General features: G+C 64.2%; 19 protein-coding genes. 12 read left to right on the top strand and 7 right to left on the bottom strand.

Features of this window, described 5'->3' with window-relative positions:
* Positions 1–11: 11 nt before the first annotated feature.
* A complete protein-coding gene (locus IPQ13_03485; protein ID MBL0209966.1) occupies positions 12–1,688 on the top strand; it encodes a putative Ig domain-containing protein in 1,677 nt (558 codons plus the stop codon).
* Positions 1,689–1,719: 31 nt separating this feature from the next.
* On the opposite strand, the gene IPQ13_03480 is transcribed toward IPQ13_03485, so the two are convergent.
* Entirely contained in the window at positions 1,720–2,175 is a 456-nt protein-coding gene (locus tag IPQ13_03480; protein ID MBL0209965.1) for a tRNA (cytidine(34)-2'-O)-methyltransferase, read from the bottom strand.
* Positions 2,176–2,185: 10 nt separating this feature from the next.
* Between IPQ13_03480 and IPQ13_03475 the strand changes: the two genes are divergently transcribed.
* Positions 2,186–2,533, top strand: coding sequence for a histidine triad nucleotide-binding protein (locus IPQ13_03475; protein MBL0209964.1), 348 nt, complete (start codon positions 2,186–2,188; stop codon positions 2,531–2,533).
* A gap of 142 nt (positions 2,534–2,675) precedes the next feature.
* On the opposite strand, the gene IPQ13_03470 is transcribed toward IPQ13_03475, so the two are convergent.
* Positions 2,676–3,923 carry a PAS domain-containing protein gene (locus IPQ13_03470; protein ID MBL0209963.1) on the bottom strand — a complete coding sequence of 416 codons (1,248 nt, stop codon included), beginning with the start codon at positions 3,921–3,923 and terminating at the stop codon, positions 2,676–2,678.
* A gap of 260 nt (positions 3,924–4,183) precedes the next feature.
* Here IPQ13_03470 and IPQ13_03465 point away from each other — a divergent pair, with 260 nt between their 5' ends.
* The 5 genes from IPQ13_03465 (at position 4,184) to IPQ13_03445 (ending at position 9,849) form a co-directional block, all read left to right on the top strand.
* The gene (locus tag IPQ13_03465; protein MBL0209962.1) at positions 4,184–4,645 is read left to right on the top strand and encodes a division/cell wall cluster transcriptional repressor MraZ; all 462 of its coding nucleotides are present in this window, start codon (positions 4,184–4,186) and stop codon (positions 4,643–4,645) included.
* Positions 4,646–5,635: a 16S rRNA (cytosine(1402)-N(4))-methyltransferase RsmH gene (gene rsmH, locus IPQ13_03460; protein ID MBL0209961.1), complete on the top strand. Its 990-nt coding sequence runs from the start codon at positions 4,646–4,648 to the stop codon at positions 5,633–5,635. It abuts the gene before it with no gap.
* 24 nt (positions 5,636–5,659) lie between these two features.
* The gene (locus tag IPQ13_03455; GenBank protein MBL0209960.1) at positions 5,660–6,055 is read left to right on the top strand and encodes a hypothetical protein; all 396 of its coding nucleotides are present in this window, start codon (positions 5,660–5,662) and stop codon (positions 6,053–6,055) included.
* Between the two features lie 192 nt (positions 6,056–6,247).
* A complete protein-coding gene (locus tag IPQ13_03450) occupies positions 6,248–8,389 on the top strand; it encodes a hypothetical protein (protein ID MBL0209959.1) in 2,142 nt (713 codons plus the stop codon).
* A 2-nt stretch (positions 8,390–8,391) separates the two neighbouring features.
* The gene (locus IPQ13_03445) at positions 8,392–9,849 is read left to right on the top strand and encodes a UDP-N-acetylmuramoyl-L-alanyl-D-glutamate--2,6-diaminopimelate ligase (protein ID MBL0209958.1); all 1,458 of its coding nucleotides are present in this window, start codon (positions 8,392–8,394) and stop codon (positions 9,847–9,849) included.
* A 95-nt stretch (positions 9,850–9,944) separates the two neighbouring features.
* Here IPQ13_03445 and IPQ13_03440 read toward each other — a convergent pair whose 3' ends face one another.
* Entirely contained in the window at positions 9,945–10,226 is a 282-nt protein-coding gene (locus IPQ13_03440; protein MBL0209957.1) for a hypothetical protein, read from the bottom strand.
* A 213-nt stretch (positions 10,227–10,439) separates the two neighbouring features.
* On the opposite strand from IPQ13_03440, the gene IPQ13_03435 reads away from it, so the two are divergent.
* Positions 10,440–10,910, top strand: a complete 471-nt coding sequence (locus IPQ13_03435) for a DinB family protein (protein ID MBL0209956.1) — start codon at positions 10,440–10,442, stop codon at positions 10,908–10,910.
* Positions 10,911–10,991: 81 nt separating this feature from the next.
* On the top strand, positions 10,992–12,218 hold the full coding sequence (gene coaBC / locus IPQ13_03430) for a bifunctional phosphopantothenoylcysteine decarboxylase/phosphopantothenate--cysteine ligase CoaBC (GenBank protein MBL0209955.1): 1,227 nt from the start codon (positions 10,992–10,994) through the stop codon (positions 12,216–12,218).
* Between the two features lie 43 nt (positions 12,219–12,261).
* Here the strand turns inward: coaBC and IPQ13_03425 are convergent, their stop codons facing one another.
* Both IPQ13_03425 and IPQ13_03420 read right to left on the bottom strand, forming a co-directional pair.
* Positions 12,262–12,783, bottom strand: coding sequence for a DinB family protein (locus IPQ13_03425; GenBank protein MBL0209954.1), 522 nt, complete (start codon positions 12,781–12,783; stop codon positions 12,262–12,264).
* Positions 12,784–12,945: 162 nt separating this feature from the next.
* On the bottom strand, positions 12,946–13,389 hold the full coding sequence (locus IPQ13_03420; GenBank protein ID MBL0209953.1) for a hypothetical protein: 444 nt from the start codon (positions 13,387–13,389) through the stop codon (positions 12,946–12,948).
* Positions 13,390–13,423: 34 nt separating this feature from the next.
* Here IPQ13_03420 and IPQ13_03415 point away from each other — a divergent pair, with 34 nt between their 5' ends.
* The 3 genes from IPQ13_03415 (at position 13,424) to IPQ13_03405 (ending at position 15,987) form a co-directional block, all read left to right on the top strand.
* Entirely contained in the window at positions 13,424–13,600 is a 177-nt protein-coding gene (locus tag IPQ13_03415) for a hypothetical protein (GenBank protein MBL0209952.1), read from the top strand.
* A 15-nt stretch (positions 13,601–13,615) separates the two neighbouring features.
* On the top strand, positions 13,616–15,238 hold the full coding sequence (locus IPQ13_03410; protein ID MBL0209951.1) for an acetyl-CoA carboxylase biotin carboxylase subunit: 1,623 nt from the start codon (positions 13,616–13,618) through the stop codon (positions 15,236–15,238).
* A 221-nt stretch (positions 15,239–15,459) separates the two neighbouring features.
* On the top strand, positions 15,460–15,987 hold the full coding sequence (locus tag IPQ13_03405) for a biotin/lipoyl-binding protein (GenBank protein ID MBL0209950.1): 528 nt from the start codon (positions 15,460–15,462) through the stop codon (positions 15,985–15,987).
* A gap of 85 nt (positions 15,988–16,072) precedes the next feature.
* Here the strand turns inward: IPQ13_03405 and IPQ13_03400 are convergent, their stop codons facing one another.
* Together IPQ13_03400 and IPQ13_03395 are read right to left on the bottom strand one after the other, a co-directional pair.
* The gene (locus IPQ13_03400) at positions 16,073–16,618 is read right to left on the bottom strand and encodes a hypothetical protein (GenBank protein ID MBL0209949.1); all 546 of its coding nucleotides are present in this window, start codon (positions 16,616–16,618) and stop codon (positions 16,073–16,075) included.
* A 44-nt stretch (positions 16,619–16,662) separates the two neighbouring features.
* Positions 16,663–16,956, bottom strand: a complete 294-nt coding sequence (locus tag IPQ13_03395) for a hypothetical protein (protein MBL0209948.1) — start codon at positions 16,954–16,956, stop codon at positions 16,663–16,665.
* Positions 16,957–17,069: the final 113 nt, after the last annotated feature.

Genomic DNA, 17,069 nt, shown 5'->3' with positions numbered 1-17,069 from the left:
AGGAGGCTACCGTGCGAATGTCCTGCCGCTGCGCGCTGACGACCTTTTCCATGGCCTGCCTGCTGGCTTGCGGGGGCGGTTCCCCGTCGGGAGAGACGGCGCCGCCGCCACCGGCGGCCATCACCCTCGGCCCCAGCTCCCTGCCCAACGGGACGGCGGGCGTGGCGTATTCCCAGGTCCTCACCGCCAGCGGCGGGACGAGCCCCTACACCTTCACGGTGTCCTCGGGATCGCTTCCCGGGGGGCTCAGCCTCAGCAGCGCCGGGACGCTCAGCGGAACGCCGGCTACAGCGGGCGCTTCTAGCTTCAGCGTCCAGGCCAGGGACAGCGCCAACCGCACCGGGACCCAGATCTTCGCGCTGGTGGTCAGCGCATCGGTGTCGGGGCCCATGGTCCGCATCGGCGCAGGCACCGGCAAGGCCATCAAACCCTTGCTGGGCATCAATGCGGGCCCTCTGCCCGCCAGCCCGTCGATGACGGCCAACCTCGCCACCGCGTACCAGACCATCGGGGTCAGGGCGGTCCGCACCCATGACCACTTGATCTATCCCTCCGGTCAAACGGGGCCAGGTCCGCTGGACATGTCCACCCTGTACCCGAACCGCGCCCTGGATCCCAATGCGCAGGGCAGCTATGACTTCACCATCAGCGACCAGCATTTCTCGGCCATCATTTCCGGCGGCTTCGAGCCGTTCTTCCGCCTCGGCGACAGCGCCGCGCTCGCCAAGGCACCGACCCCCTCCGAACGTGCGAACTGGGTGCAGGCAGGCGTCCAGGTGATCCGCCACTACAAGGAAGCGCAATGGAACGGCTACTCCGGCGCCATCAAGGCGGTGGAGATCTGGAACGAGCCGGACAGCGTCATGTTCTGGAGCCGCAGCCTCGATGAGTTCCTTTCCCTCTACGTCGATACGGCCAAGGCTCTCCGGGCGGCCCACCCCACGCTGCTCATCGGCGGACCCGGTTTCACCCACGCGGGCGCTACGAATTTCTCGAGCACCGGTTGGCTGAAAAAATTCCTGGACAAGGTGCAGGCGGAGGGCGCCCCGCTGGATTTCCTGTCCTACCACGTCTACACCAACGATCCCGAACAACCCGCTTCCATGGCCGCCGGTCTGAGGACCGAACTGGATGGCCGCGGCCTGACCGGCACGGCCATCTACCTGACCGAGTGGAACACGTTCACGGATCCCGTCGCCAATCTGGACCAGGCCCGGCTGCTCCGTTCCGGCGCCCTGGGCTGTTCCATCCTGACGGCCGGCTGGATCAGGATGCAGGACGCCTCCATCGACCGTCTGTTCCACTACCGGGGGAACGACACCAACTCGAATACCCCCGAGGGCTATGGCCTCTTCCTGGGGGTGGGCACCGCAAAGCTCAACGCTTACGCCTTCCAGGCCTGGTCGAAGATGGCTTCAACCACGGAGCGGCTGTCGGTGGATCTCCAGGGGGACTCGAATCTCAGGGCCCTCGCCGGCAGGGATGGAAATGGAAAGCCGGTGATCCTCGTGGTGAACCTGGGTGATTCCAGTTCCTCCTGGACGCCCACGGACCTGAGCAATCTGGCCCTGGCGGGCCCGTGGCAGTTGTGGACCCTCAGCGATGCGTCCCAGTCGCCACAGACCACCACACCCGCCTTTCCCATCGCGATTCCCGCGCGTGGGGTGCAGGTCCTTTCGGTGCCCTGATCCTTGGGCCTGGCTGGTTGAACGTCCGAAGCTACCAGCCCTGCGTTTGCCTCAAGGCCTCGTAAAGCCCCACCGCGGCCGCCTGGGCCAGGTTCAAGCTACGGTGGAAATCCCCGGTCATGGGGATTCGGATCAGGGCATCGGGGTGGGCTTGGATCAGCTCTTCGGGAAGGCCGACGGTCTCGCGGCCGAAGACCAGGCCATCGCCTTCCTGGAACGCCACGTCCGTGTGCCGGCGCGTGGCCTTGGTGCTGAAGAGCCAGAGCCGCATGGCCGGATGGGCGCCCAGGAACGCGGCCCAGTCGTCGTAGTGGGTGGGATTCAGGTGCTCCCAATAATCAAGTCCCGCGCGGCGCAGGTAGTAGTCGCTGGTCTCGAAGCCGAGGGGGTGGATGAGGTGCAGCTTCGCATTGTTGGAGACGCAAAGGCGGCCTATGCTGCCGGTGTTTTGCGGAATCTCGGGCTGGTGCAGGATGATGTTGAACAAGGAGTCCCTGATGAGCGAATGTCTGTTCTGCCGGATCGCGAGGAAGGAAATTCCCTCAGGCGTAGTGTACGAGGACGAGGAGCTTCTGGCCTTCAAGGACATCTCGCCTCAGGCGCCGGTGCACCTGCTCATCATCCCCAAGATCCACTGCGAGGGGCTCAACGACCTGACGCCCGAAGTCGAAAAAGCCGCCGCGCGCATTCCCGCGGTGGCCGCGCAGCTCGCGAAGGAATTCGGAACCGCCCACAGCGGTTATCGGCTGATCGCCAATTGCGGCTCCGACGCGGGCCAGACGGTCTTCCATCTGCACTACCACCTGCTGGGAGGGAGAGTGCTTGGGGGGAAGCTGTGCCAATGATGGTTTGAGCTATGAGCCATCAGCCATGAGCCATGAGCTTCATTGGGATGCGGCCGGAGGCCGCGGTTTTTGCTTATGGCGCGCCGGAGGCGCTTCCAGATCAGCTGATAGCTCAAAGCTCAGAGCTCATAGCCCATCACCCTCAGCCCATCGGCAGTTTCACAGTGAACGTGGATCCCTTTCCCAGTTCGCTTTGCAGGCTGACTTCGCCGCCCATGAGCAGGACCAGATGCTTGACGATGGCGAGGCCCAGGCCGGTGCCGGGGACGCCGCGGGTGGAGGCCGCCCGGTAGAACCGCTCGAAGATCCGCTTGGCGTCGCTCTCGGCGATGCCGGGTCCTGAATCCAGCACGCTGAAGACAAGCCAGGGCTCGTTCTGCTGGACCCGCAGGACCACCTCGGAGCCCTCGGGGCTGAACTTGATGGCGTTGGAGAGCAGGTTTTCCAGCAGTTGGTGCAGGCGCAGGGGATCAGCCTGTATGGCCAGCCCTTCGAGACCCGGTTGCAGATCCGCTCTCAACGCGATGCGCCGTGGTTCCGCCTGGTGGCGCATCTCCTCGACCATCTGGGGCAGGAAGGGCGCGAGCTGGATGGGCCTGGCTTCCAGCCGCAGCGCGCCGGTCTCGATGCGCGAAAGCTCTGAGATGTCGTTCAGCAGCATGGTCATCCGGTCCACGGAACGGAGGATGGCCTTCAGATTGTTTTCTCCGCCCGGAGCCACGAAACCGCCGTCCAGCAAATTTTCGGTGGCGAGCCGGATGCTGGTGACGGGCGTCTTGAGTTCGTGGCTGGCGTTGGAGATGAATTTCTGGCGTGTGGTTTCCAGGGCTTCCTGGCGGGTGATGTCGTCCAGCGTAAGCAGCACGCTGCGGCTTCCATCCGCTGATTCAAAGGGGGTGGCCCTCAAGCGGAGCGACCGGGGATCCCGGCGTAGGGTCCATTCGGTTTCCCTGCCGGCGTAAGCCAGTTCGATGCACCGCAGGGTCTCGGGTTCCCGGAAGACCCCGGGCAGGGAACCGCCCATGGTGAGGCGGCTTGAGGTGCTGAGCAGCAATTGGGCAGCGGGGTTGTAAAGGCGGACTTCCTTCCCGGAGTCCAGGAGCACCACGCCTTCCCGCAGGTTCGCCAGGATTCCCTGGCGCAGATGGTCCTCTTGGCGGCTGAGGTCCTTCAAGGACTGGTTTTCCTGCTCCAGCTCCGACTTGACCCGGGCCTGGGAATCGAAATGCAGGAAGCCCTGGAGCAGCAGCAGGCCGACGCCCGTCAGGAAGCAGGGCCCGCCCAGGATGAGGCCCAGGGGCTGGCCCAGGGACATCACCATCCAGGTGCCCAGGACCACCAGGGCCAATGCGGCGAGGGACGGGGCGGGGAGTTGGGGCGTTCGATTCATGGGATGACCAAAGTATGGGTGAATCCACGGTTTTCCGTTGTTCCAGGGACGTAACTAGGGTGAAACGGTCTCATTTGTTTTCGTTTATATAGTTTATTTTTCGTTTTTCTTTTGGCTTGAGTGGTTTTAGTGCGGTCCTACACTCGTGAGTGGCAATCAGTGGCAAAAAATGGAATGAAGTGGGTAATAGTGGTCCAACTCACTGCAATTCACTTCCCCATCCGAGTCCTGGTGCTCTTTGTTGAAAGGTGGGACCCGTGCTGCGACTCCGCGGCAATTCACCGGCCACGGTGGACGAAAAAGGGCGGCTCAAGCTGCCTACGTCCTTCAAGGCCGACCTGGATACCTTCGCCACCAGCGAGGGTGGGGGAAGCTCCCGCCATTACCTGACTTCCATGGACGGCATCGCGGGGCGCCTCTACCCCATGCCCATCTGGGAGGCCATCGAGGCCCGCCTGGGCGCCCTGCCTTCCACCAATCCCGCCAAGCGCAAGTTCCTTGAAATCACGGCCTATTACGGCAGCGAAGTGGAGCCGGACGCCCAGGGCCGCTTCGTCATCCCGGGAATCCTCCGGGAAGCCGCCAAGCTGCAAGGCGAGGTGGCCATCCTGGGCCAGATGGACCATCTGGCCATCTGGAGCCGTTCCAACTTCGAGCGCCGCCTGGCCACCGAGCCTCTCACGGCCGAGGACCTGGCCCAGCTTGCGGATCTGGGGATATAGGTGATGACCTCGGCCCCCGTCCACACTCCCGTGCTTCTTTTCGAAGTGCTCGATAACCTCTTGCTGCCCCCGGCGGCGCGGATCCTCGACCTCACCCTGGGGTTGGGCGGACACGCCGAAGCGCTGCTGGCGCGCTGCGACGCGGACTCCCGCTACCTGGGCGTGGACCGGGATCCCGAAGCCCGCCAGGCGGCCAAGGCGCGCCTGGGTTCCGATGCGCGGCTGAACATCCTGGCGTCCAACTACGAGGACGTCTGGACGAATCACGCCTTCGAAGCCTGGCAGGCGCTGCAAGCCCCTGACGGCCTGGACGCCATCCTGATGGATCTGGGCGTATCCACGCTCCAGCTCAAATCGCCCGCTCGCGGTTTCAGTTTCCGCGACGAGGGTCCGTTGGACATGCGCATGGACACCGAAGGTGGTCCCACCGCCCTTCAGTGGATCGCCGAGCAGACCGACGCGACCCTTGCCGATGCCATCTACCAGTTCGGCGAAGAGCGGGCCTCCCGTCCCATCGCCCGGGCCATTTTAAGGGCCTTCCATGAAGGCCGCCTGCACACCACCGCCGACCTGGCCGAAGCCGTCCATTCCGTGCTTCCCATGACCGCGGCGCTCAAGCGCCAGCACCGATCCGACACCGCCACGCGCACCTTCCAGGCCATCCGCATCGCCGTCAACGGCGAGCTGGTGAGGCTGGCGGAATCCATCGAGCGGGCGGTCCAGCACCTCCGCCCCGGCGGGCGCCTTGCGGTCATCAGCTTCCACAGCCTCGAAGACCGCATCGTCAAGCAGACGCTGCGCCGCCTTTCGGGAATCTACGACGGCCCCGGGCGCGAGTCGCCGACGGTGCTGCCGAAGCTCGTGCGCCTGATCCATGCGGGCGGGATCACGCCTTCAGCCACCGAATGCCAGGACAACCCGCCCTCCCGTTCCGCCCGGCTGCGGATCGCCGAACGGCTCCTCCCCTCGACCGAGAACAGCAGCTTGTAATTCGAAAATTTCCACGAGGTTCCCATGAACCACAGCCGCTTCACCCCCCAGACCCGCCAGCCCCAGGGCGTCCGCACCGTCGAAAGCGAGGGCATCCTGCGCATGTTGATGCTCGTGTTCGCGGTGGCCATGCCCTTGGCTTCCATGGTCTACCTGAACCTCCAGAACACGCGGCTCAGCTACGAGATGAGCCATGTGAAGGACCAGATCCAGAAGGCCCAGGAGGACCAGCGGAAACTGATGCTCGAACGCAGCCGCTACCAGCGGGACGAGGAAGTCCAGGGCTTCGCCACGCAGATGGGCCTCCAGCCGCGCAAGCAGAGCTTCATGATCCAGCGCCGCTTCACCACTCAGGACCAGAAGCTGGCCAAATTGCGGCCGGTCAGCTCGGATGAATTCGCATTGCCCCTGAACAAATAGGGGAACAACTTCGCTGCGGAAGCGCGGCGCCAGGCGCGCATGGAGTTCCTCCAACTCCAGGAGGCGGAGTTACGGATGATGGCCCCGCCTCCCTCCTGGCACAGCGCTCCGCAGCGATTCTCGTCCCAGGGCGCCAGGGCCCGGGACTTCCCTTAGGATGATTACTGGCATTCCCGCCTTCAGCCCGGATTCATGGCCCTCCTCGCAACGCTCCTCGGCAACACCCAGCCCCGCCGCCTCCTCGGCCGGCCCGAGGCTCGGGAGCGCGTGGCGTCGCGGTTGCCCTGGGTGCTGGGCGCCATGGCGCTCTGGGCGGCGCTGATCTTCATCCGGCTGATCCATCTCCAGGTCGTCGAACACAAGCGCTACCGGATCCGCGCGGAACACCAGCACACGGTGGAGGTGCCCATCCCGCCGGTGCGGGGGGAACTCCTGGACCGGCGCGGCGAGAGCCTGGCCATCTCCCTGAAATCCGAAAGCCTGTTCTGCACGCCCCAGGCCTTCTACCCGGACTACAGAGTGGAAAAGGGAGAGGAGCGGAGCTGGGGCAATCCCGACGTCAAAGCCGCCAACGAGGTGGCGGTGAAGCTCGCGGGGATCCTCGACATCCCGAAGCGCGTGGTGCTCGAGCGCCTCCTCACGAAGAAGCCATTCGTGTGGATCGAAAGGCAATTGGGCCCATCCAAGGCCGCGGCCGTGCGGGCCCTGGCGGACGATTCCCTGGGCCTGCTGCCCGAAAGCAGCCGCCATTATCCGAGGGGCAGCCTGGCCTGCCAGATCCTGGGGTTCACCAACATCGACGGCAAAGGCCAGCTCGGCATCGAACAGGCCTACGACGAAGAGCTGTCCGGCGTGCAGGGCAGGCTCATCGCGCCTCGCGACGCCAAAGGGCACCTGCTCATCCTCCAGGAAAACTACGCCAAGGTGCCGGTGAACGGGATGAGCATGCAGCTCACCATCGACGCCACCATCCAGCACATCGTGGAGGACGCCCTGGAGGAAGGCGTGCGCCTGAGCCATCCCCAGACCGCCTACGCGGTGGTGGTGGATGCCAACACCGGCGAGATCCTGGCCATGGCTGGCACGCCCACCTTCAATCCCAACCACATCCTCCCCGCCAAATTCATGAACCGGCCCCTGTCGGACTTGAATCCGTCGGAGCGCGCTGAATTGAAAGAGGAACAGGAGCGCCAGAAACTCGCCCGCAAGGTGCATCCCGTGGAGGACGCCTACGAACCGGGGTCCACCATGAAGATCTTCACCGCCTCCATCGCGTTGGAGGAGCGGAAGGTGCACCTGGGCGAGAAGATCGACTGCGGCCCCGGACGGTGGAATTTCGGCAACAACATCAATGTGACGGACACCCACCACCACGGAGTCCTCACCTTCGAGGAGATCCTCACGCAGAGCTCCAACATCGGCGCGGCGAAGCTCGGGTTGCGGGTGGATCCCTCGGACCACTACCGGTACCTGCGGGCCTTCGGATTCGGCGAGCCCACGGGCCTCAATTTCCCCGGCGAGACCGCGGGCCGGCTCATCGCGCCGGACCGCTGGTCGTTCCCCACGCAGATCACCTTCTCCTACGGGTACGGGCTTTCCACGAGCCCGCTGCAGATCCTCATGGCCGGGTGCGCCGTGGCCAACGGCGGCAAGCTCATGCGGCCCTTCCTGGTGAAGGACATCTACAACGACCAGGGCAAGCTGCTGAAGGAAACCAAGCCCCTGATGCGCAAGCAGGTCATCAGCGAGGAAACCTCCGCCCTCATGCGCGAAGTGCTGAAGGGCGTCATCACCAACGGTACCGGCAAGAAGGCGAAACTCGAGGGTGTCGAGGCCATCGGCAAGACCGGCACCGCCCGGAAGCTCATCAATGGGGAATACGATCCGCGCCGCCACTACGCATCCTTCATGGGTTTCTTCCCGGCGGACAAACCCCAGTACGGAATGATCTTCATGCTGGACGATCCCCAGGGGGATGTCACCGGCGGCGACGTGGCGGCGCCCCTGTTCAAGAAGATCGGCGACGCCATCTGGCGCTACCGCCAGAACGCCAGCTCGGCCGACCAGACGCCGGACCTGAAACTTTCCCTCCGGGATTGGCCCAGCAGCGAGAGCGACGAGGCCGTGGTCCACGTGGAGCGGGGCCGGGTGCCTGAGCTGAAAGGCCTGGCTTTGAAGACCGCCATCCAGCGCATCGTCATGAGCGGCGGCGTTCCGGAGGTGGAAGGCCGCCCCAGCGGCGACATGGCCACGCGGGTCCTCAGCCAGAGCCCCGAGCCCGGCGCGGCCCTAGACGCGAAAACGGTCGTCAGGATCCGTGTCGGAGAACAATAGCCATGCGGTTCGATGAGTTGATTGCGGGTCTCGATGTCGCGGATGCGGCAGGACCGCTGGGCATCGAGATCAGCGGCATCACCAGCGACAGCCGCGAGATCCGTCCCGGATGGGCCTTCGCGGCCCTCCGCGGCCTGAAAGCGGATGGTGCCTCGTTCATCCCCCAGGTGGTCGCGGCAGGCGCCGTGGCCGTGCTCAGCGAGTCTCCGGCGGCAGTTCCCGGCCAGGTGGCCTTCGGGCGGATGCTGGGCGGACGCTGGACCATGGCGGCCCTTGCGAAGCGGTTCTTCGGGGACCCCGATGAGCTGCTCGCGCTTATCGGGGTCACGGGCACCAACGGCAAGACCACCACCACGGTCCTGATCCGCCAACTGCTGCGCGGAGCCGGAATCGGCTGCGGGCTCATCGGCACGGTGATGAATGCGGCAGGCGATCTGGAAGCAGAAGCCGTGCGCACGACTCCCGAAAGCACCGATTTCTACCGCTGGCTGCGGCGTTCCGCGGACGCCGGCGATCGCGCAGCGGCGGTGGAGGTGAGCAGCCATGCGCTCATGCTCGGCCGGGTGGCCGGGGCGCGCTTCAAGGTGGGCGTCTTCACAAATCTCACCCAGGACCACCTGGATTTCCATGGGGACATGGAGAGCTATCTAAAAGCAAAATGGCGCCTGTTCCGGCAGAGTGAAAAAAGATTGGTCAATGTGGATGATCCCTACGGACGCCGTGAATTGGCAACCTTCGACGCGACCTCCTTCGCCATCGACCGGCCCGCCTGCTACCGGGCTTCGAACCTTGAGCTGGGACCCACGGGAACGCGTTTCACGCTGCACTCGGCCAAGGGGAGCTGGCCCATCGAAAGTCCGCTGCTGGGCCGCTTCAATGCCTACAATCTACTGGCGGCCCTGGCCGCCATCGCCGAAGCGGGATTCGGCCTGGAGGCCATCCTGCCGGCCATATCCACGATCGCCGGCGCCCCCGGGCGCATCGAGCGGATCGATTGCGGCCAGCCCTTCGGTGTGATGGTGGATTACGCGCACACCCCCGATGCCCTGGAAAAATTGTTGGCGGAAGGCCGGCGCATGCTGCCCCCGGGCGGCCGGCTCCATGTGCTCTTCGGCTGCGGCGGAGAGCGCGACCGCACCAAGCGGCCCATCATGGCCGCGGCCGTGGCGGCGGGCGCCGATGTCATCTGGCACACCAGCGACAATCCTAGGGCCGAGGATCCCGAGCTCATCCTGGATGACGCGATGCCGGGCGTTCCCGAGGCGATCCGGACCGACCGGAACCGCTACCACCGCAACGCCGACCGCGCGGAATCCGTGCGCGAGGCCCTGTCGGCCTGCCGCCCCGGCGACCTGCTCCTGCTCGCGGGGAAAGGCCATGAGCCCTACCAGGAGATCCAAGGCGTGAAACATCCCTACAGCGACCGCAACGCCGTGGAGGCGGTCCTGAAAACCCTGTAGGCGGAGATGGAAGCCATCGGTCCGGAAGCCGCCGGGCGTTTTCCCGGATAAAAAAAATCCCCGGCCGGGCCGGGGATTTTTCGAAAGCGGAATTCCTATTCGACCGAGATGGGCAGCTCCGTGGTGTAGTCCAGCGGCGTGATATCCGGCTCTTCGAAGGCGATGCGGCTTTCCTCGACTTCGCGCACGGCCACCTGCGCCCAGAAGCTGGCGAGTTTCGGGGCGTCCTGGGCATGGCCCTGCTTGGTCATGGGCACGATCACCTCGACCTTGGGATAGGCCCCGCGCTGCAGCTGGTCGCAGCGCTTGCCGGCCACGGACACGAAGCGGTACTTGTTGCCGATCTCAGCCGGAACTTTAACGATGGTGCGGACCATGGACGTCTCCTGAACCCCCAAGTGTACCGGAGGAAGGGCCGGGAAGCCATACAGAATAAGCAGAAGGGGCGCGGCGGGCCGGCATGGCTGGATGGGCGATCCATCCGGCGGTTTTCCAATTGCATTCCCGAGGCCGCTGGGCCGCCGCCCAGGAATATTTTTTCATCCTGATGGCAGGAAGGGCCCTTAAGCTGATCCTCCAATGGAGGTTCCATGGAACGCGGTCACCTATGGCGGTCTTGCTTCAAGCTCAATCTGCGCATGCTGGAGATGAACTCCGGCGGCCTCACGGACGAGATGGCCGGCCATCGCCCGGCGGATGGGGTGTCGAGTCCGGCCTGGATCATGGGGCATCTGGTCTACAGCCGCCGCAGCCTGATCACGCGGCTGGGGGGAACCGTCCCCGATGAACCCGTCTGGAAAGAAAACTACGCGCGCGGCGGCAGCGGCGAAGCCTCCCATCTGGGATACGCGGCCCTTTGTGCGGCCTTCAACGCCACCGATGAGAGCATCAAGGGCGCCTGCCAGGGCGTGCCGGATTGGGACCTGCCCACGGCGAATCCCTTCTCGGGCACCGAGCAGCCTTTGGAACAGCTTGTGGCCTTCCTCTACATGCATGAGTGCTACCACCTGGGGCAGATCGGGTTGATGCGGAAGCTGTACGGATTGAAGGGAGCGATCTGAGCAGGAATTTCGATTGGTGATTTTCGATGGACGATGGACGATGGACCTCCGGGGGCGGACCCCGGAACCCTGGACCCATCCATGAAAATCCTGCTCGGCATCACCGGTGGCATCGCGGCCTACAAGGCGGCGGACTTGGCGCGGCTGCTCACGAACCGGGGCCATATCGTGCGCTGCGTGCTCACCGAAGCGGGAGCGAGGTTCATCACGCCCCTGACCTTGGCCTCGCTGACAGGCGAGCCCTGCTACGGCGCCAATCCCGATCACCATGAATGGCGGCCCAGCCCGAGCGTCGAGCACATCGAGCTGGCGCGCTGGGCGGATGTGGTGGCCGTGGCGCCGGCCACCGCCAATATGCTCGGCCAGACCGCAAACGGTTTAGCTGGCGACCTCCTTTCGACGCTATTGCTGGCCACCAAGGCGCCGGTCCTCTGGGCACCGGCCATGAACACGGCCATGTGGGAGCACCCGGCGGTGCAGGCCAACCTCGAGCACTTGAAGTCCTTCGGCCATACGGTGGTGGAACCCGCTGAAGGCATGCTGGCCTGCGGCGAAGCCGGCGCCGGCAAGCTGGCGGACATCGAGCGCATCGCCGACGCCATCCGCGCCGTGGGCAGCGGCCGCCTGCCTCAGCTCCAGGGAAAGAAGGTCCTGGTGACCGCGGGCCCCACCCGCGAAGACCTGGATCCCGTGCGGCTCCTGACCAACCGGAGCACCGGGGAGATGGGCATCGAGATCGCCCGCGCCATGAGGGATGCGGGTGCGGAGGTCCACCTGGTGCTGGGGGGTGACCTGGCCGCGCCTTATGGAATCGACACGGCGCGCGTGCGGACCGCGGAGGCCATGATGGCCGCCTGCGCCAAGCGCTGGCCGGACATGGATGGCTGCATCGCCGCCGCCGCCGTGGCCGATCAGCGGCCCCAAGAAGTTGCGCCCGAAAAAGTGAAGAAGGGCGATGGCCCGGAAACCTTGATGCTGGTCCGGACCGAAGACATCCTGCTGAATCTCGGAATGCAGAAAAGGCCGGGACCGCGGGGCCAATGGCTCTTGGGCTTCGCCGCCGAAAGCGAACGCCACGTCGAAAACGCATCGGCCAAGCTGGCCAAGAAAAAACTCGATGCGGTGTTCGTCAATGACATTTCCACAGGCAAGGCCTTCGGCCACCAGGACAATACCCTGACTCCGGTGACCCCTGAAGGCCCGCAAGCCCCGTTGGGCCCGCTTCCGAAGGACCGACTGGCCCTTGCGCTGGTGGCCTGGTGGGCCGAGCGGCTGGATTCCAAATTCCGTATGGGAAATGGGCTATGAGCTATCAGCCATGAGCCATCAGGTCAAAGCTCATAGCTCGTAGTCACAAATACCGCTCTTTCAGAACGCCCACGTGGTGCCTCAGGTGCCCGGCCATGACAGCCGCCGCGGCCCGCACGCTCATGGCATGGCCATTGGCGGTGCCGCGGATCTCCAGCATCTCCGGCGTCATGCCGCGGAACATCCAGAGGTTGGACTGGCGGGTGAGCCGGAACTCCTCCAGCAGATCCTCCAGGCGGCAGCGGTCGTGGGCCGATGCCGCCACGAATTCGTTTTCATCGAAGCCGGGCAGATTCGTCGCATCCTTCCGCGAGAACCGCAGGGCGCGGTAGGCGAACACCCGCTCCGCATCGATGAGGTGCCCCGCCACTTCGCGGATGCTCCATTTGTCCGGGGCGTAGCGGTGGCCCGCCTGGTGGTCGGGTACGGATCCGAGCAACGCCAGTTCATCCAGATTGGATTCCAGGGCCTCGAGCACATTCAGCTCGGGCACTTTGGCGATGTAGCCCGCGTAGGACGATGCGTACTCGTCGGGCTGGGGAAGGGCGATCATGGATAGAGGCATGGTGGTTCTCCGAGATTGTCGATTATCGATTTTTCATGGGCGATTGAAACACGGAACCGACGATGGTGATGGACTCTCGACTCTCGACTCTCAACCCTCGACTCTAAACTCTCAACTCTCGACCCTCGACTCTCAACTCTCAACTCCGCACTCACCCCCCCTTCACAACGCCGGATCCAGCCAAACCAGCGTGTCAGAGGGTGGGCCGGCCACATCGCCCACCCGGACGGCCACCACCACCATCCAGCCTTGGGGGCGGATGAGGTCGGACATGTCGATGCGCATCCGTTTGCCGGGGGCCGGCAGATTGGGGCGGCGGCGCTCCACCACCACTTCGCCCTTGGCGACGATCTCGCGGGGGCCCGGTTTCACGGTGCCCAAAGGCACGTAGAAGATCCGCAGCATCTCCAGGCCCACCAGGGACTCGCCGCGGGCATCGCGGGCCGGCAGCACCACATCCAGCTGCCTCAGGGCCGCCCATTGCGCCGCGGGCGCCTGGGGCTCGGCCCGGGGGCGCGGAATGGGATCCCCCTTGCGGCCGCAGGCGCCGGAGGAAAGTGCAAGCAGGAAAGCCAAGCCCGCGTTTGCTAGTCTGGGGGTTCGCATCTCTTCGATGATGCCGGAAATTCGGAGTTTGACGATGCCAGTGACCAAAGTATTGATCGCGAACCGGGGCGAAATTGCGTGCCGGGTCATCCGCACTTGTCGCGAGATGCGAGGTCCCCTCCGCGACCCGCGAAGCGGGAGCGGGAGCGAAGCGATCGGGGACCGGTATCTCGCCAAGCGCGTAGCCACAGCCATGGACCACAGGAAATAGCTCAAAGGAATACATATGCCAGTGACCAAAGTATTAATCGCGAACCGGGGCGAAATTGCGTGCCGGGTCATCCGCACTTGTCGTGAGATGGGCATCCCGACGGTGGCCGTCTATTCAGAGGTGGACCGGGGCGCCTTGCATGTGCGCATGGCGGACGAAGCCTACTGCATCGGGCCGGCTCCGGCCCGGGAGTCCTACCTTGTGGTTGAGAAGATCCTGGAAGCGGCGAAAAAATCCGGCGCGGACGCCATCCATCCGGGCTACGGATTCCTGAGCGAGAACGCCGAGGCCGCCAAGCTGTTCGAAGCGAACGGCATCACCTTCATCGGGCCGCGGCCCGAGTCCATCGTCCGCATGGGTTCGAAGACCGAGGCGCGGATCGTGGCCATCAAGGCTGGATGTCCCGTGGTGCCGGGCATCCAGGAAACCATGAGCGACGAAGACCTGCTGGTGGAAGCCGAGAAGATGGGCTTCCCCGTGATGCTGAAGGCCGCCATGGGCGGCGGCGGCAAGGGCATGCGCCTGGTGAAGAACGCCGAGGAATTGAAGACCGGGCTGCCCCGCGCCCGGGGCGAGGCGCTTTCTTCCTTCGGCGATGACAGCGTCTATATCGAGAAAGCCATCCAGCAGCCCCGGCACATCGAGATCCAGATCTTCGGCGACCAGCACGGCAACTACGTTTACTTGTGGGAACGCGAGTGCTCGGTGCAGCGGCGCCACCAGAAGGTCATCGAAGAGGCCCCCAGCCCCCACGTCACGCCGGAGATGCGCGCGGCCATGGGCGAGGCGGCGCTGAAGGTGGCGCGGGCCGTGAATTACGTGGGCGCGGGCACCGTGGAATTCCTGGCGGACGCGGACCGCAATTTCTACTTCCTGGAGATGAACACACGCCTCCAGGTGGAGCACTGCGTCACCGAATGGATCACGGGCCAGGACCTGGTGAAGTGGCAGATCCTCGTGGCTCGCGGCGAAAAATTGCCACTGGCCCAAAGCGAAATCAAACTCAATGGCTGGGCGATGGAATGCCGCATCTACGCCGAGGACCCGGACAAGAACTTCATGCCGAGCCCCGGCAGGATCAGCTTCCTGCGGACCCCCGCGGGCCCCAACGTGCGCGACGACAGCGGCGTCTGCGAGGGCAGCGAAGTGTCCATGTTCTACGACCCCATGATCTCGAAGCTGAGCACCTGGGGCCCCACGCGCCTCGAAGCCGTCGACAAGATGCGCGCCGCGCTCGGCGAATACCGCATCGGCGGCATCCGCAGCAACGTGGCCTTCCATGAAGTGCTCATGGAGCACGAACCCTTCCGCAGCGGCGCGCTGCACACGGGCATGCTGGACAAACCCTTCTGGAAGAAGAAGGAAGCCGGCCCCAACCTGAAATTCGCCGTGGCCGCCGCCCTGGTCGCGGAGCTGGACAACGAAGAACGGCGGGCCTCCCAGCCCGCGGGTTCAAGCGAAGGCAGGCCTGATGCATGGAAGCATTGGGGAAAGTTCAACAGGTCGCCTTTGAACCACCGAGACGCTAAGAAACCACAAAGGCAAAAAGATGAACCACAAAGTCACAAAGACACAAAGAAATGCTCTTTTTACTCAAGGTTTTGTGTCTTTGTGTTTGTGTCTGACAACCTTTATTAATTTGTGGTCCTTTAAGCTTTTGTTGTTCCTCTCAAGACTTGGTTAGGTCCTTTACTTCTTGGTGGTCGAATGAATTTAAATTATTTAAAATTTTTTCAAATATTATTTCCACCCTTCCCCAACCCGGTTTGGGGCGCCGGCCGCGGGGGGGGGCCCCCCCCAAACAATCCCGGGGGGTTGAAATTCGTTTTTCAACCCCCCCCACATAGCCGGAGAAACTCATGAAACGCACACTTCTCATTGGTAAAGAAACCCACGATGTCGAGATCCTTCGCCAGGATGGCGTGACGACACTTGTCTGGGACGGCACGGCCCAGGCCGTGGACATCCTGGAGATGGAGCCCGGAAGCTGGTCGGTGATCATGGACGGCCGATCCGTGGACGTGCGCCTGGATGCGATGAAGCAGGCCGATCCCGATGTCCAGGGCTTCCGCGCGACACTCTTCGACGCCCCCTACGAGTTTGCGCTGCAGGACCCGCGCAAGGCCCTCCTGGCGGCGGCCGGCGGCGCCGCATCCTCCGGCGGCACCCTCACGGCTCCCATGCCCGGCAAGGTCGTGAAGCTCCTGGTCAAAGAGGGCGACACCGTCATCGAAGCCCAGCCCCTTCTCATCATGGAGGCCATGAAAATGCAGAATGAGTTGAGAGCGACTTCAGCGGGAAGAGTTTCCAAAATCACGGTACAAGAGGGCGCCACCGTGGAGACGGGTGGAACCCTCATGATCCTCGTGGCGCCCGAAGGGAATTAGCGGGCGGCCTCGCGCATCGCGAAGCGATACCGAAAGGATGCAGAATGAGCCACGGTCCTGCCTGTGGCTAATCGACTTCCGACTTCTACTTTCCGCCAAGGATTTTCGGAATGCGGTAGGAGCCTGTGAGCGTCATGTAGACCGAGCTGGAATGCAGGAAGCCATTGGCGCCGGTGCTTCCCAGGCTGATGTAGTTCACGGCGCACTCGAAGGCGAAATTCCGGTTGAAGGCGTAGCCCATGCCCAACCGGACGCCAGGCCTGGCGCTCTGGCTGCGCTCCTCATAGGCGCCCGGATCCGGATAATTGGGGGGCGCCACCTGGATGCGGCCCTTGACGTTGTTCAAGCTCAGGCCGGCGCTGCCATAGACGGTTTCCGCCCCCTTCCTTGAAAAGGTATGGATCCAATCCGCGCCGAGCTGGAGATTGCTGAAGGGCTCATCCACGGCGATGCGCAGGGCCGCGCGGATGGCACCGGGCCCTTTCGGAAACACCAAGGCCCCCTCGATCGCCAAGGGAAATTTGGTCACCACGCCTGCCTCGCCGGAGGTGTCGCGCAGGCTCTTCCAGTCGCGGTCCAGGCTGGTGGCCAGACCCGCGTCCAGATGCAGGTCCGCCTCTTGTGCCTGCATGGGGAGCACGGCTGCAATGGAGATGATTAGGCAGCGGATGGCATTCATAGTTTGTCCAATCCTTCGATTCCGATTACGGGGGACCAGGGCAGTAGTTCGTACTGGGCCAGGCGGGCCTTGGTGAATGGATCCTCGTCGCGGATGCGGTCCAGGGAGGCATGGACCGAATCATCCGGAACCCTGAGCAGCAGCGCTCCGCCGCTTCTGGGATCCAGCGGTCCGGAGGCCAGCAGCAGGCCCCTGTCCTGCAGCGTCCGCAGGTAGGCCCGGTGCTCGTCCAGGACCGTCAATACTTCGTCCAGGGGCTTCCGGTATCGGACGATGGCGAGGGCATACATCGGCGCTCCAAAGGGTTGTCTGCACAGCTAACCATGGATCCGACCGGACCTGAAGGGGCCCTCTCCAGCGCATCGGCGCAAGGGCGGAAAAATATCGGTTTTATGGTGAACGA

Source organism: Holophagaceae bacterium, from assembly GCA_016720465.1.
In the GTDB taxonomy this organism is placed as follows: domain Bacteria; phylum Acidobacteriota; class Holophagae; order Holophagales; family Holophagaceae; genus JANXPB01.
This window is presented reverse-complemented; position numbering and strand designations above follow the sequence as displayed.

Coding starts and splice junctions, on each gene's coding strand:
- IPQ13_03420 (MBL0209953.1), bottom strand. CDS start 13,389: ATGCGAACCCCCAGACTAGCAAACGCGGGCTTGGCTTTCCTGCTTGCA.
- IPQ13_03455 (MBL0209960.1), top strand. CDS start 5,660: ATGAACCACAGCCGCTTCACCCCCCAGACCCGCCAGCCCCAGGGCGTC.
- IPQ13_03475 (MBL0209964.1), top strand. CDS start 2,186: ATGAGCGAATGTCTGTTCTGCCGGATCGCGAGGAAGGAAATTCCCTCA.
- IPQ13_03395 (MBL0209948.1), bottom strand. CDS start 16,956: ATGTATGCCCTCGCCATCGTCCGATACCGGAAGCCCCTGGACGAAGTA.
- IPQ13_03405 (MBL0209950.1), top strand. CDS start 15,460: ATGAAACGCACACTTCTCATTGGTAAAGAAACCCACGATGTCGAGATC.
- IPQ13_03435 (MBL0209956.1), top strand. CDS start 10,440: ATGGAACGCGGTCACCTATGGCGGTCTTGCTTCAAGCTCAATCTGCGC.
- IPQ13_03445 (MBL0209958.1), top strand. CDS start 8,392: ATGCGGTTCGATGAGTTGATTGCGGGTCTCGATGTCGCGGATGCGGCA.
- IPQ13_03410 (MBL0209951.1), top strand. CDS start 13,616: ATGCCAGTGACCAAAGTATTAATCGCGAACCGGGGCGAAATTGCGTGC.
- IPQ13_03470 (MBL0209963.1), bottom strand. CDS start 3,923: ATGAATCGAACGCCCCAACTCCCCGCCCCGTCCCTCGCCGCATTGGCC.
- IPQ13_03415 (MBL0209952.1), top strand. CDS start 13,424: ATGCCAGTGACCAAAGTATTGATCGCGAACCGGGGCGAAATTGCGTGC.
- IPQ13_03440 (MBL0209957.1), bottom strand. CDS start 10,226: ATGGTCCGCACCATCGTTAAAGTTCCGGCTGAGATCGGCAACAAGTAC.
- coaBC (MBL0209955.1), top strand. CDS start 10,992: ATGAAAATCCTGCTCGGCATCACCGGTGGCATCGCGGCCTACAAGGCG.
- IPQ13_03450 (MBL0209959.1), top strand. CDS start 6,248: ATGGCCCTCCTCGCAACGCTCCTCGGCAACACCCAGCCCCGCCGCCTC.
- IPQ13_03400 (MBL0209949.1), bottom strand. CDS start 16,618: ATGCAGGCACAAGAGGCGGACCTGCATCTGGACGCGGGTCTGGCCACC.
- IPQ13_03425 (MBL0209954.1), bottom strand. CDS start 12,783: ATGCCTCTATCCATGATCGCCCTTCCCCAGCCCGACGAGTACGCATCG.